Source organism: Microbacterium sp. NPDC003461 (genome assembly GCF_053588335.1).
In genome coordinates, this window is record NZ_JBSFPT010000013.1 from 41,502 (window position 1) to 55,314 (window position 13,813).

12 protein-coding genes are annotated in these 13,813 nt (G+C 74.1%); 5 read left to right on the plus strand and 7 right to left on the minus strand.

Annotated features, from left to right (window positions below; all coding sequences use genetic code 11):
- Positions 1–63: 63 nt before the first annotated feature.
- Positions 64–708, minus strand: a complete 645-nt coding sequence (locus tag ACWDR7_RS07200) for a ComEA family DNA-binding protein (RefSeq protein WP_449854241.1) — start codon at positions 706–708, stop codon at positions 64–66.
- A 101-nt stretch (positions 709–809) separates the two neighbouring features.
- Positions 810–3,359 carry a leucine--tRNA ligase gene (gene leuS, locus ACWDR7_RS07205; protein WP_449854242.1) on the minus strand — a complete coding sequence of 850 codons (2,550 nt, stop codon included), beginning with the start codon at positions 3,357–3,359 and terminating at the stop codon, positions 810–812.
- 153 nt (positions 3,360–3,512) lie between these two features.
- Here leuS and ACWDR7_RS07210 point away from each other — a divergent pair, with 153 nt between their 5' ends.
- The 4 genes from ACWDR7_RS07210 to ACWDR7_RS07225 are packed head-to-tail and all read left to right on the plus strand — an operon-like array spanning position 3,513 to position 7,545.
- A complete protein-coding gene (locus ACWDR7_RS07210) occupies positions 3,513–4,193 on the plus strand; it encodes a DedA family protein (protein ID WP_449854267.1) in 681 nt (226 codons plus the stop codon).
- A gap of 50 nt (positions 4,194–4,243) precedes the next feature.
- A complete protein-coding gene (locus ACWDR7_RS07215; protein WP_449854243.1) occupies positions 4,244–5,275 on the plus strand; it encodes an App1 family protein in 1,032 nt (343 codons plus the stop codon).
- Positions 5,276–5,333: 58 nt separating this feature from the next.
- Positions 5,334–6,614 (plus strand): M18 family aminopeptidase, encoded by a 1,281-nt coding sequence (locus ACWDR7_RS07220; protein WP_449854244.1) that lies wholly within the window; start codon positions 5,334–5,336, stop codon positions 6,612–6,614.
- Between the two features lie 4 nt (positions 6,615–6,618).
- The gene (locus ACWDR7_RS07225; RefSeq protein WP_449854245.1) at positions 6,619–7,545 is read left to right on the plus strand and encodes a 3-methyladenine DNA glycosylase; all 927 of its coding nucleotides are present in this window, start codon (positions 6,619–6,621) and stop codon (positions 7,543–7,545) included.
- On the opposite strand, the gene ACWDR7_RS07230 is transcribed toward ACWDR7_RS07225, so the two are convergent.
- Complete coding sequence (locus ACWDR7_RS07230; protein ID WP_449854246.1) at positions 7,518–8,741, minus strand: glycoside hydrolase family 3 N-terminal domain-containing protein; 1,224 nt, start codon at positions 8,739–8,741, stop codon at positions 7,518–7,520. The genes ACWDR7_RS07225 and ACWDR7_RS07230 overlap by 28 nt on opposite strands.
- 56 nt (positions 8,742–8,797) lie before the next feature.
- Between ACWDR7_RS07230 and ACWDR7_RS07235 the strand changes: the two genes are divergently transcribed.
- On the plus strand, positions 8,798–9,478 hold the full coding sequence (locus ACWDR7_RS07235) for an NUDIX hydrolase (protein ID WP_449854247.1): 681 nt from the start codon (positions 8,798–8,800) through the stop codon (positions 9,476–9,478).
- 27 nt (positions 9,479–9,505) lie between these two features.
- On the opposite strand, the gene ACWDR7_RS07240 is transcribed toward ACWDR7_RS07235, so the two are convergent.
- From ACWDR7_RS07240 to ACWDR7_RS07255, 4 genes are read right to left on the minus strand one after another with little or no spacing between them, the layout of a single operon-like run.
- Positions 9,506–10,753: a DUF6716 putative glycosyltransferase gene (locus tag ACWDR7_RS07240; RefSeq protein WP_449854248.1), complete on the minus strand. Its 1,248-nt coding sequence runs from the start codon at positions 10,751–10,753 to the stop codon at positions 9,506–9,508.
- A complete protein-coding gene (locus ACWDR7_RS07245) occupies positions 10,750–11,622 on the minus strand; it encodes an N-acetylneuraminate synthase family protein (RefSeq protein ID WP_449854249.1) in 873 nt (290 codons plus the stop codon). The genes ACWDR7_RS07240 and ACWDR7_RS07245 overlap by 4 nt, the downstream gene beginning before the upstream one ends.
- Positions 11,619–12,830 carry a cytidylyltransferase domain-containing protein gene (locus ACWDR7_RS07250; protein ID WP_449854250.1) on the minus strand — a complete coding sequence of 404 codons (1,212 nt, stop codon included), beginning with the start codon at positions 12,828–12,830 and terminating at the stop codon, positions 11,619–11,621. Before ACWDR7_RS07250 ends, ACWDR7_RS07245 begins: the two co-directional genes overlap by 4 nt.
- Positions 12,827–13,759: a hypothetical protein gene (locus ACWDR7_RS07255; RefSeq protein WP_449854251.1), complete on the minus strand. Its 933-nt coding sequence runs from the start codon at positions 13,757–13,759 to the stop codon at positions 12,827–12,829. Before ACWDR7_RS07255 ends, ACWDR7_RS07250 begins: the two co-directional genes overlap by 4 nt.
- Positions 13,760–13,813 lie beyond the last annotated feature (54 nt).

Sequence of the window (13,813 nt, forward strand, 5' to 3'; positions counted from 1 at the left end):
CGCCCGCCCACGCGGCCGCTGCCGCGGGGATCAGGCGCAGGTCCGCGCGCCGCGACCCGCCGCTCACACCGTCACCAGGTCGCGCAGCGCGGCAAGGGTCTTCTCACCGATCCCCTCGACCGCCTTCAGGTCGTCCACGGACGCGAACGGCCCGTTCTCCTCGCGCCACGCGATGATCCGCTCGGCGATCGCCGGCCCGATGCGCGGCAGGGTGTCGAGCGCCGCGGCGTCGGCCGTGTTGACGTTGATCTTGCCACCGGCCGCGCTCCCGGTTCCTCCGGCACCCGGGGGAACCGGCGCGCCGTCGCCCGTGGGCTGCTCGGGCGCCGCGAGCTGATCGCGGGTCGGCACCGCCAGCTGCTCGCCGTCCGAGAGCGGGCGCGCGAGATTGACGCCCTCGATCGCCGCGTCGTCGGTCGCCCCGCCCGCCGCGGCGATCGCGTCCACCACCCGCGCATCCGCCGGCAGCACGTACAGCCCCGGAGCGTTCACCGCCCCGAACACGTGCACGTACAGCTCCCCCGCCGCCACGGTCGCGCCGGGCGTGGGCGCGACCTGTGCCTCGTCGATGCGCTCCACGGGCGCGGCGGCCCCGCGCCACACCGCGAACCCGATCGCGACGGCCGCCACGGCGAGCACGAGGACGATCGCCGCGCCGATGCCCAGCCGTGCCCGCGGCGGGGCGCGGTACGCATCGAGATCGTCCATGCCGCGACGCTATGCGCGCGGCGCCGCCGCCGTCCTGCGATCCACAGTCCCGCTCGCCGCCGGTGTGCGAATCCGCCGCTGTGAGCGAACCGGGCGCCGCCTTACTTCACGACGAGGCTGACGATCTTCGGCGCGCGGACGATCGCCTTCACGATCTGGCCGTCGCCCACGGCGCGCTGCACGCGCTCGTCGGCGCGGGCCAGCTGCTCGAGCGACTCCGTGTCGATCTTCGCCGGCACCTGCAGCTGCGCGCGCACCTTGCCGTTCACCTGCACGACCGCCGTCACCTGCTCCTCCACGAGCAGCGCCGGGTCGGCGGCGCGCCACGGCACGAGGCCGATCGAGGGCTCGTAGCCCAGGCGCTGCCACATCTCCTCGGCGGTGTGCGGGGCGAACAGGTCGAGGATCATCGCCGTCGCCTCGGCGGCCTCGCGCACGGCCGGGTCGCCCGCGCCCGCTCCGGAGTCGATCGTCTTGCGGATCGCGTTGACGAGCTCCATGAGGCGCGCGACGACGACGTTGAACTTCGTCTGCTCCACAAGCGAGGGCGCGTCGGCCAGCAGGCGGTGCGTCACGCGGCGCAGCACCTGGTCACCCTCCGCCCACACGACGTCGGTGTCGCTCGAGACCTCGTCGGCGATGCGCAGCGCGCGCGCCAGGAACTTCTGCGCGCCCGTCGTGGAGACGTCCTTCCAGTCCTTGTCGTCCTCCACCGGGCCGGCGAACGCCAGCGCCACGCGCAGCGCGTCGGCGCCGTGCTGGGCCAGCTCGTCGCTGAAGAGCACGAGGTTGCCCTTCGACTTCGACATCTTCGCGCCGTCCAGGATCACCATGCCCTGGTTGATGAGGCTCGAGAACGGCTCGGTGAAGTCCACCAGGCCCAGGTCGAACAGCACCTTCGTGATGAAGCGCGCATACAGCAGGTGCAGGATCGCGTGCTCGACGCCGCCGATGTACGTGTCGACGGGCGCCCAGCGCCGCGCGTCCTTCGGGTCGAACGCGACGCCGTCGTTGCCGGGGCTGAGGAAGCGCAGGAAGTACCACGAGCTGTCGACGAACGTGTCCATCGTGTCCGGATCGCGCAGCGCGGGCTCGCCGGTCTCGGGATCGGTCGTCTCCACCCATCCCGCGGCGGCGCCGAGGGGCGAGGAGCCCTTGGGCTTGAGGTCGATGTCCTTCGCCTCGGGCAGCCGCACGGGCAGCTGGTCCTCGGGAACGGGGACGATACGACCGTCCTGCGTGTGGATCATGGGGATCGGGGTGCCCCAGAAGCGCTGGCGGGAGATGAGCCAGTCGCGCAGGCGGTACTGCTTGGCGGCTCGGCCGGTGCCGGCGGCCTGCAGCTGCTCGATGACGCGCACGATCGCGTTGCGCTTGCTGAGGCCGTCGAGCGGACCGGAGTTGATCATCCGGCCGTCGCCCGTGAGCGCCTCGCCCGTCTCGGCCGGGCTGGGCAGCGGCACGTCGACGGGCACGCCCTGCTCGTCCACCTCGATCACGGGGATCGCGCCCGTGATCGGCGCCGTCGTGTCGACGACGACCTTGACCGGCAGGTCGTACGTGCGCGCGAAGTCCAGGTCGCGCTGGTCGTGCGCGGGCACCGCCATGACCGCGCCGTGGCCGTAGTCGGCCAGCACGTAGTCGGCCGCCCAGATGGGCAGGCGCTCGCCCGTGAGCGGATGGATCGCGTAGCGCTCCAGGAAGACGCCGGTCTTCTCGCGGTCGGTCGCCTGGCGCTCGATGTCGGTCTGCTTCTGCGTCCGCTCCAGGTAGTCCTGGAACCGCATGCGCACCTCGGCGGGCGCACCGGCGGCGAGCTCGGCGGCGAGGTCGGAGTCGGGCGCCACCACCATGAACGTGGCGCCGTAGAGCGTGTCGGGACGGGTCGAGAACACCGTGATCTTCTCGTCACGCCCCTCGATCGCGAAGTCGATGTCGGCGCCGACGGAGCGGCCGATCCAGTTCCGCTGCATCTGCAGCACCTTGGTCGGCCAGAACCCCTCGAGCTGGTTCAGGTCGTCGAGCAGCCGGTCGGCGTAGTCGGTGATCTTGAAGTACCACTGCGTGAGCTTCTTCTTCACCACGGTCGCGCCGCAGCGATCGCACTGGCCGTCGACGACCTGCTCGTTGGCGAGCACCGTCTGGTCGTTGGGGCACCAGTTGACCGGGCTCTCCTTGCGGTACGCCAGACCGCGCTCGTGCAGCTGCTGGAACAGCCACTGGTTCCACCGGTAGTACTCGGGATCGCTCGTGTGCAGCACGCGCGACCAGTCGAACGAGACGCCGTAGGCCTTCATCGACTCGCGCTGCTGGGCGATGTTCTCGTAGGTCCACTCGCGCGGATCGGCGCCGCGCTGGATCGCCGCGTTCTCGGCGGGCAGGCCGAACGAGTCCCAGCCGATGGGGTTGAGCACGTTGTAGCCGCGGTGGCGCCAGAACCGCGCCACGATGTCGCTGTAGAGGTAGTTCTCGGCGTGGCCCATGTGCAGGTCGCCCGACGGGTACGGGAACATCGCCAGCACGTACTTGCGGGGGCGCGCGTCGTCGTCGCCGCCCGCGAGGAACGTGCCGTTCTCCGCCCAGTACGCCTGCCACTTCGCCTGGATGGCGTGCGGGTCGTGAGCGGTTTCGGTGACGGAGGTCTGCGACACGTTGCGAAAGGCCAATCGGATCGGTTCGGGAGCGGACGCCCGATGCGCGTGCACGCGCGGAATCACGGGAGTTTCCAGGTTACTCCACCATTTCGGGCGGCTTTCCCGAGCGTTTCGCACGACCGCCTCTCCTAGGCTGAGCGGGTGGGCTGGCTGAACGACGCGCTGAGCGCCATCCTCGACGCCGTGCAGGGCGTCGACCCCGTGCTGCGGACCCTCCTGGCCGGGCTCGCGATCGCGCTCGAGACGAGCGTGCTCGTCGGCCTCATCGTGCCGGGCGACACGGTCGTGATCGTCGCCGCGACCGGCGTCGCCGACGTGCCGCAGGCCATACTGCTCGGCGTCGCGGTGATCCTGGGCGCCCTGCTCGGCGAGACCGTCGGCTACGCGCTCGGCCGCTGGCTCGGCCCGCGGATCCGGCACTCGTGGCTGGGAAGGCGGATCGGGGAGCGCAACTGGGAGCGCTCGGAGCGCTACCTGCGCCGCCGCGGCGGCCTGGCCATCTTCCTGTCGCGCTTCCTGCCCGTGCTGCACTCGCTCGTGCCGCTCACGGTGGGCATGAGCGGCTACCCGTACCGCCGGTTCCTCGCGTGGACGCTGCCGGCGTGCACCCTGTGGGCCGCGATCTACATCTCCATCGCCGCGGCCGCCGCCGGCTCGTATCGGGATCTGGCCGACCGCGCGCACTGGGCCGGGTACGTCTTCGTTGGCGTGATCGCGGTGTTCCTGCTCGTGGCCTGGCTCGTGAAGCACCTGCTGCAGCGCGCCGAGCGGCGCCACATGGACGAGGATCACGCGGCCGACGCGGCAGAGGGCGACGCGCCCGTCGCGTGAGCGCGCAGCCGGGCCCGCGCCGGTCGCCCGCGCATGAAAGACTGGGCGCGATGCCCGATCCGCAGACCCGCGACAAGATCCATTGGATCGCGAAGCTCGAGGGACGATTCCACGGCTGGCGCGAACGCCTCGCGCGACGCCGCGGCCGTCGTCCCTCCATCGTGCCCTTCGCGGGATACGGGGGTGACGGCTGGGTGCGCGTGCTCGGCCGGGTGCTCATCGTGCCGCCCCGCAAGGACACGCCCTCCGGCGAGCCGGCGAGCGTGCGCGGCTGGCGCGCGTTCCTGGGGATCCCGGTGGGGTACGCGCCCGTCACGATCACGGTCGGTGGACGCACCCACGAGGTCGTCGCCGACCGCGGCGGCGTCGTCGACACCGTCATCGACGCGGATCTGGCGCCCGGGTGGCAGACGCTGCATCTCTCGGTCGAGGGCGGCGAGTCGGTCGAGGCCCGCGTGTTCGTGGTCGCACCCGAGGTGGGCTTCGGCGTCGTGTGCGACGTCGACGACACCGTCATGGTCACCGCGCTGCCGCGCCCGCTGCTGGCGGCCTGGAACTCGTTCGTGCTCGACGAGCACGCGCGCCAGCCCGTGCCCGGCATGGCCGTGCTGCTCGAGCGGCTCGCGCGCTCGCACCCCGGCGCGCCCGTCATCTACCTGTCGACGGGCGCCTGGAACGTGGCGCCCACGCTCACGCGCTTCCTCGAGCGGCACCTGTTCCCCTCGGGGTCCATGCTGCTCACGGACTGGGGCCCCACCCACGACCGCTGGTTCCGCAGTGGCAAGGATCACAAGCTCACGAACCTGCGCCGGCTCGCCGAGGAGTTCCCGCACGTGGAGTGGCTGCTCATCGGCGACGACGGGCAGCACGACGACGAGATCTACACGACGTTCACGCGCGAGTACCCCTCCTCCGTCGCCGGCGTGGCGATCCGGCGCCTCTCCCCCGCCCAGGCGGTGCTGGCCGGCGGCCGCACGGCGGTGGACGACCACACCGCCGCGGGGGTGCCCTGGGTGACCGAGGACGACGGCGCGGGCCTGGCCGACCGGCTCGAGGCCGTCGGCCTGCTCCCCGAGGGGTGACGATCCGCCTCGCGGAGCACCGGGAGGATCGGGAGCGGCGGGCGGGGATAATCGGAGGATGACCGTGCCTGCCGACGCCCGCGCCCACATCGACGACCTCGCCGCCTTCGTCGCGGCGTCGCCCTCGTCCTACCACGCGGCCGCCGAGGCGGCCCGCCGCCTCACGGCGTCGGGCTACACGGTGCTGGACGAGGCCGCGGCGTGGGAGATCGCGCCCGGCGGTCGCTACGTCGTGGTGCGCGACGGATCGGTCATCGCGTTCGCGGTGCCGGAGGGCGCCGGCGCGCTCACGCCCTTCGCGATCGTCGGTGCGCACACCGACTCCCCCGGGTTCAAGCTGAAGCCGAAGCCCACGGTGATCGGGCCCGGCGGCTGGTGGCAGCTCGGCTGGGAGGTGTACGGCGGGCCACTGCTGAACTCGTGGCTCGACCGCGAGCTCGAGCTCGCGGGCCGGCTCGTCACGCTCGACGGCACCGAGCACCTCGTGCGCACCGGGCCGCTGCTGCGCATCCCCCAGCTGGCCATCCACCTCGACCGCGGCGTGAACAGCGGGCTCGAGCTCGACAAGCAGCGTCACACGGCGCCCGTGTGGGGGCTGGGCGACGCCGAGAGCGCCGACATCCTCGCCGCCCTCGCGGCCGAGGCCGGCGTGGCGGTCGACGAGATCGGCGGCTACGACATCGTCGCCGCCGACACGCAGGAGCCGCGCGTCTTCGGCGCCGGGAGCGAGCTGTTCGCCTCCGGCCGCCTCGACAACCTGCTCTCGACGCACGCCGCGCTCGTCGCCATCCGCGACGCCCGGCCGGCCGACGCGATCGCGATGTTCGCGGCCTTCGACCATGAGGAGATCGGCAGCGCCTCGCGCTCCGGCGCCGCCGGGCCGTTCCTCGAGGAGACCCTGCGCCGCATCGGCGCCGCCCTGGGCGCGGGCGCCGACGACCAGGCGCGCGCGTTCGCCGCGTCGCTGCACGTCTCCAGCGACGTCGGGCACTCGGTCCACCCCAACTACGCCGACAAGCACGATCCGGAGAACCGGCCCGTGGCCGGCGGCGGCCCCATCCTCAAGATCAATGCCAACCAGCGCTACGCCACCGACGCGCACGGCGCCGCGGCGTGGATGGCGGCGTGCGCCGCGGCGGGCGTGCCCTCACAGGAGTTCGTCTCGAACAACACCGTGCCGTGCGGATCGACGATCGGCCCGATCTCGGCGACGCGGATCGGCATCCGCACGGTCGACGTGGGCGCGCCGATCCTGTCGATGCACTCCGCCCGCGAGCTCACCGCCGTCGTCGACCCCTGGTACCTCTCCCGCGCGATGGGCGCGATCCTCGCCCGCTGATCCCATGACCGCCCCCGCCCTTCCCGCCCCGCCCGCCGTCGCGATCCGCCTGGAGCGCGACGAGTGGTGCGAGCGGGAGGCCGCGCACGAGGCCCGCGCCGACGCGCTCACGGCCGCGCATCGCGCCCGCGCGGCGCGTGGCGAGAAGCACCCCGTGTGGGACTTCCTGTTCACCTACTACGCGTACAAGCCCGCGCTGCTGCGCCGGTGGCATCCCGGCGCGGGCGTCGAGCTGGCCGGCGCGGCCGACACACCCCGCGCCGGATGGCGCTGGTACCGCTCGGGATCGACGCCCGACGCCGTCGTGCCCGACGCGGCGGCGTTTGCGGCCGAGAAGCCGCACCTGGCGGCGCTCATCGAGCGGATCCTGCGCGCCACGGCGGCGCGGCCGGGCCGGTTCGGCTGCTTCGGCCTGCACGAGTGGGCCATGGTCTACCGGCAGCGCGAGCACCGGCATCCCCAGCCCCTGCGGCTCGGGCAGGACGGCACCGACCGGGTCGTCGAGACGCACGAGCTGCGCTGCACGCACATCGACGCGTTCCGCTTCTTCACGCCCGAGGCGGCCCCGCGCAACGCCCTGACGCCCACGCGCGAGACCCAGACGGCGCTCGAGCAGCCCGGGTGCCTGCACGCGGGCATGGACGTGTACAAGTGGGCGGTCAAGCTCGGCCCGCTCGTGCCGGGCGAGCTGCTGCTCGACGCCTTCGAGCTCGCGCGCGACATCCGCCTGCTCGACATGGAGGCCGCGCCGTACGACCTGCGCGAGTGGGGCGTCGAGCCGGTGCGCATCGAGACGCCCGAGGGCAAGGCGGAGTACGTGCGGCGCCAGCGGGCCTTCGCGGATCGCGCGAACGACCTGCGGGCGCGGATCCTGCGCGCCTGGCTCGGCGACGGCGGGCCGGATCAGTCGGCGGGCAGCAGCACCGTCTGAGCGCCGAGCCGCAGGCGCAGCGCCAGCACGCGCTCCGCCGCCTCGCGCAGCCTGTCCTCGGGGAGCGTGCCGTCGGCCACGGCGCGGGCGATGCCGTCGGCGAGTCTGCCCGCCGTCTCGGGCCCCGATCCGACGACGTGCACGACGAGATCGGCGCCGGACGCCACCGCCGCGACCGCGTTCGCCACGGGGTCGGCGTAGCGCGGGTCGCCGCCGGCCAGCAGCATACCGAGGTCGTCGGTGACCACCACCCCGCCGAAGCCGAGCTCCTCGCGCAGGATGCGGTGCCATGCGGGAGAGAGCGACGCGGGTGCGTCGTCGACGTCGGGGTACACGAGGTGACCCGTCATCACGAGCGGCGCGCCCGCGTCGATGCCCGCCTCGAACGGCCGCGCGGTCGATTCGCGCCAGTCGGCGTACGACTGGTCGGCCACGGGGATCGTGTGGTGCGAGTCGGCCGCGACCTGCCCGTGACCCGGGAAGTGCTTGAGCGTGGTGAGCGCGAAGGGCGCCTCCCCCGCCGTCGCCGCCGCGACCCGCTCGGCCGCCGCCCGCGGCTCCGAGCCGAGCACGCGCGGCGCGATGAACGACGACGCGTCGCCGGTCACATCGGCCACGACCCCGAAGTTCACGCGCGCGCCCGCCCGCGCCACGAGCGCACCGCGCGCGGCGAACGCCGTCTCGGCGGCGGCCGGGTCCGCGGCGGCGAGCTCGCCGCCGGCCGGGAAGTCGTCCCACGGCAGCCGCGTCACCACGCCGCCCTCCTCGTCGATCGCGAGCAGCGGAGGCGCGGCGCCCTCGCCGCGCAGCGCGGCCGTCAGCGCCCGCAGCGCCGTCTCGTCCGCCGGCACGTTGGCGCCCATCAGCAGGAACGCGCCGATCCCGTTGGCGTCGAGGTAGCGCGCCGCCGCGGCCGGGTCCTGCGTGCCCACGTGACCCATCACGACGGTGCCGGCCAGCTCGCGCGCGTCCATGCCCGCGGCCATGTCGGCGGCTGCGGCGGAGACGTCCCCCGGCGCGGCGGCGACGACGGCGACCGGATCGTCGGCGGGCGGCGCGGCGGAGGCCGGTGCCGGAGCGGGCCCGCCGGGCGCGACCCCGAGGGCCGCCGCCGTGACGGCGAGAGCGAGCGCCGTCGCCCCGCGGGTGACGGTGCCGGGCGTCGCCCGATCCGTGCCGCTCGCCGTCCGCCTCACCCCTTCAGGGTACGCACCCGCCTCGGGCGCCGGCCGGTGGCGTAACGTCGGAGGTGATGACGCACCGGCCGGCCTCCGCGCGCGAGCAGCTGCGCGCCCTCGTCGGCGACGCCGGCCTCGCGGAGCGCTGGGCGGAGTTCGCGTTCGAGGACCACTTCCGCCCCGCCGCCGTGCTCGTGCTGTTCGGCGTGCTCGATGCCGCGCCCTCGGTGCGCGAGGCCGATGCCGTCTCGCGCGACCTCGACGTGCTGCTGCTGGCGCGCGCCACGACGCTGCGCAGCCACGCGGGCGAGGTCGCCTTCCCCGGCGGGCGCATCGACCCGGGCGACGCCGGCCCCGTCGAGGCCGCCCTGCGCGAGGCCGTCGAGGAGACCGGGCTCGATCCCACGGGGGTCGAGGTGCTCGGCACCCTGCCCGAGGTGCCGCTGCCGCCCTCCGCGCACCGGGTCACGCCCGTGCTGGGCTGGTGGGCGCGCCCGACGCCCGTGCGCGTGGTCGACGACGGCGAGTCCTCGTCGGTCTTCCGCGCCCCGGTCGCCGACCTCGTCGATCCGGCCAACCGCTGGACGACCCGCCTGCGCCGTGGGGAGCTCGTCTTCTCCGGGCCCGCCTGGCGGCTGCGGATCGACGGGCGCGATCACCTCGTCTGGGGGTTCACGGCGAACATCCTCGACGCGATGCTGGAGCGCCTCGGCTGGGGCGAGCCGTGGGATCGGGATCGCATCATCGATCTCTGACGCCGAGGCGACGGCGGCCACCGGCGCTCACATCGCCGCCGAGGCCGATCCCCGCTCGCGGGCGCGGCGCCCGCCGGTCCAGCGCCGCACCGCGCGCAGCACGCGCCGCGCCGGCACGCCCACGGCGTACGCCAGGGTGCCGCTGAGCGAGCGGTCGCGATCGCCCAGGGCGAGCTTGCGCTCCCACGCGTCGCGCGCGCGTCCGCCCAGCCGGCGCGGCGCCCGGTGCGGGGCGAGCAGGCCCGCGCGACGGCGGGCGACGAGCTCGGCCGTGCGCGCGAGCCAGTCGTCCTCGGCCGGATCGTGGAAGTAGTTCTCGTCCAGCCACTCGGGCGCCGGTCGGTGGAACCGGCGCGCCACGACGTCCTCATCCCCCGCCAACAGCCCGCTGCCCTCGAAGACGAGGTTGATGAGCCGCCGCGACACGCCGAACGTGTCGAGCGCGATCACGGGCACGCCCTGCGCCGCCGCCTCGATCGCCGCCGTGGAGCTGACGGTGACGAGCCCCTCGGCCGTCTCGAGCGCCTCGCGCATCGGGGCCGTCGAGATGACGAGGTTCGGCGGTGTCTCGCCCAGCTCCGCCAGCAGCTCCGGATACGACACGAGCTCGCGATGCGTCTCGGCCTCGCCCGGCCGCGCGCGCAGCTTCAGCACGACGCGGCGATCGGGCTGCGCGCGCGCGGCGCGCACCAGCAGGCGCGCCACGTGCTCGCGATGCTCGCGCAGGCGCGGCACGATCGCCTGCGCCGCGAACACGAGATCCGTGCCCTCCCGCTCCACGCGCTCCGCGGAGCGCGCGAACGGCAGCGTCGCGAGGCCGAAGCGCTGCGGGATGCCGCGCTCGGCCGCCAGGGCCGAGAACTCCCGCACCTCGCGGCGCGAGTGCAGCACGAACAGGTCGCAGCCGCGGCGGAAGTGCAGGGCCAGCCAGGTGGCGGGGATCGAGATGCCCGGCAGCCCCGTGAGGATCACGGGTGCCGGATCGAGCCGCGCCGCGAGGCGCGCGAGCACCCGCACGAGCGGCCCGCGCGCGGCCAGCAGCACGGCGTCCGCCCCCGCGAGCAGCGCGGGCAGCTCGTCGTACGTCGCCCGCCGCACGCGCTCGAGCCCGCTGCCCGCCAGCGCCGCGCGCTGCTGCGCGGGGCTGACGACCAGCTCGGTCTCGAGCACGATCAGCTCGGCCCCCGGCACCGGCGCCAGCAGGGCCGCGGCCCACTTGACGTACGAGTCGGAGTCGGCGACCGCGATGATCCGCGGGATCTGCGCGTCCGTCACGCCGTGACGCGACGCAGCTTCGCCATCGGGGCCTCCTCGCCGGGGAACACGCGCTTCACGCCGTCGCCGAAGGCGCTCTCGATGATGCGGATGTCCCTGACGAGGTTCTTCAGACCCGTCGGCTCGAGCGAGGCCGCGTGGTCCGATCCCCACATGGTGCGGTCGAGCGTGATGTGGCGCTCCACGGCCTGGGCGCCCATCGCGACCGCCGCGAGCGAGATCTGCAGGCCGCGCTCGTGACCCGAGTAGCCCACCGGCACGCCCGGGTAGCGGTCGCTGAGCATGCGGATCATGCGCAGGTTCGCCTCGTCCGGCTCCATCGGGTAGGTCGACGTCGCGTGCATGAGCACGAGGTTCTCCGTGCCGAGGATGCCGATGGCGCGATCGATCTGCTCCATCGTCGACATGCCCGTGGAGAGGATGATCGGCTTGCCCGACGCGCGCAGCGCCTCGAGCAGCTCACCGTCGGTGAGGCAGGCCGAGGCGACCTTGTGCGCCACGACGTTGAGGTCCTCGAGGAACTCCACGCTCGGCACGTCCCACGGCGACGCGAACCAGTCGAGCCCGCGCAGCGTGGCGTAGTCGCCGATCGCCACGTACTCCTCGCGCCCGAACTCCACGCGGTGCCGGTACTCGAGGTAGGTCATCGTGCCCCACGGCGTCTCGCGCGGCATGTCGCGCATGTGCTCCGGGGTGGCGATCTCGGGCGTGCGCTTCTGGAACTTGACGGCGTCGGCTCCGGCCTCGGCGGCCACGTCGATGAGCTGCTTCGCGAGCTCCACGTCGCCGTTGTGGTTGAGGCCGATCTCGGCGATCACGTACGCGGGGTGGCCCCCGCCGATCACGCGCGATCCGATGCGGACGGTCATGTGTTCTCCCTGGTTGGTGCTGAGGCGGCCTCGAGATGCCGCCCGGTTCGGTGGTCGCGTGCCCGCAGCACGCGGTCGGCGAGGTCGCGCACGGCGCCGCCCCCGCCCGATCGATCGAGCACGACGCGCGCGGCGGCGAGGACGAGCGGATGCGCCTCCGGCACTGCCACGGGCCAGCCGACGATCTCGAGCGCCGGCAGGTCGTTCACGTCGTTGCCGAGGTACGCCACGCGCGACAGCGGGATGCCGCGCTCCTCGGCCCAGCGCCGCAGCGCCGCCGCCTTGTCGTCCTGCGCCTGCAGCACGTCGACGCGCAGCTTGCGCGCGCGCGCCGTGACGACGGGGTGGGTCTCGGTCGACAGGATCAGGATGGGGATGCCGGCCTTGCGCAGCAGGCTCACGCCCATGCCGTCGGAGCGGCTGACGCGGACCTGCTCGCCGCCGTCGCCCGACACCGACACGGTGTCGTCGGTGTGCACGCCGTCGAAGTCGGTGACGACCGCGTCGACGTCGATCCGGTCGCCGGTGCTCTCGCCCGCGCTCACCGCGATCGCGCGCGCCAGCTCGAGCTGCTCGAGCGTGTCGATCTCGAGAGCGGTGCGCTCGGGCACCTCGACGAGCGAGACGCGGCCGAAGAACCGGTGACGCGCGCTCCGGAAGCCCGCGGCGTCCATCACGTAGAACGCGCCGGTCTCGAGGTAGTGGGGCTCGCGATCCTGCCGCCGCGGGCGGTGCGCCGCGTCGTGGTTCACGCCCTCGGCGCTCTCCGCCGTGCGCCGCCACAGGAAGCCGTAGGTCTCCACGGCCGACAGGGTGCTGTCGGCCTCGCCCTCGCGCACCCGGCGCACGGCCTCCGCGAGTGCCGCGGCGTCGATGAACGGCGACGTCGCCTGCAGGAACGCGAGCGCGCCGACCTCGACGCCGCGCGATTCGAGCTCGTCGAGCGCGTGCAGCAGCGCGCTCTCCGAGCTGGCGCCGTCGCCCGCGAGCTCGGCGGGGCGGCGCACGATCTCGGCGCCCCACTCGGCCGCGAGCGATGCGATGTCGTCGTCGTCGGTCGTGACGACCACCCGGTCGATGCCGGCCGCCGCGCGCGCGGCCGCGATGGCGCGCGCCACGAGCGGCACACCGCCCACGGTGCGCAGGTTCTTGCCCGGGACTCCCTTGGAACCGCCGCGCGCGGGGATGATCGCGACGGCCTCGCTCACGACGAGGTCCCCATCCGGTTGCGCGATGGCGCGCTGGTGGCCTCGACGATCGTGCTGCCCGTGCCCGCGAGCACGATCGGCAGCGTCGTCAGGGTGCTCGACAGCAGCGTGCGCACCTCGATCGGGCGCCCCAGGCCCGCCAGCGCGACCTCCACCGGCAGTCCCAGGCGCACGACCCGCACGCGCGGGATGCGGGCGACGGCCTCGAGCAGCTCGTCCGGCTCGCGCCGATGCGGCAGGTAGGTGACGGGTCCGGCGGATGCCTCGCGCGCGACCCACGCGAGGTGCTCCGAGCGGCGCATGTGCCCGTCGACCGAGCGCGCCGTGCCGAGCACGATCCGATCTCCGTCGATCGTCGAGGCGACGGCGTCGCTGGGCGCGGATGCGCGCAGCCACTCGAACGCGTGCCGCTGCACCCGCAGGGCGTAGTCGGCCACCGCCTTCTCGCGCGCGGCGCCGAGCGGGAAGGCCGTGAAGAGGTCGGCGTCGCCGGCGAGCGAACGGCGGCGCACGTGATCGAGGGCCAGCGGCGCGATGCGCGTCGTGAGGCCGCGCTCGGCCACGCCCGGGCGGCGATAGGGCCGCGTGCCGGCGAGGGCGTCGGCGAAGGCCAGCGTGTTGAGCCCGTCGTCCAGGAAGGTGACGCGCCGGGGACGCAGCACGGCCGCGGCCATCCGGAACTGGCCGGAGAAGCCGTCGCCCACGAGCCAGTGGCTGTGAGAGGCGAGCATGCGCCACGGGATGCCGAAGTACGGCTGCTTGTCGGCGAAGGCGGCGCCGCGCCGGATCAGCTCGTCGGCCGTCTCGGGCACCTGGGGCGTGACGCGCGCGGCGAGGTCGACCGCGCGACCGTGCGCGGCCGCCCACTCCGCCGCACCGACGAGCTGCAGCGGCGATTCCACCCACGCGAGCACCGATTCGCCCACCATGTGTTCACCCTGCGCCCCCACGGTGAACGAATCGGCCGACGAAGGTTACGCGCA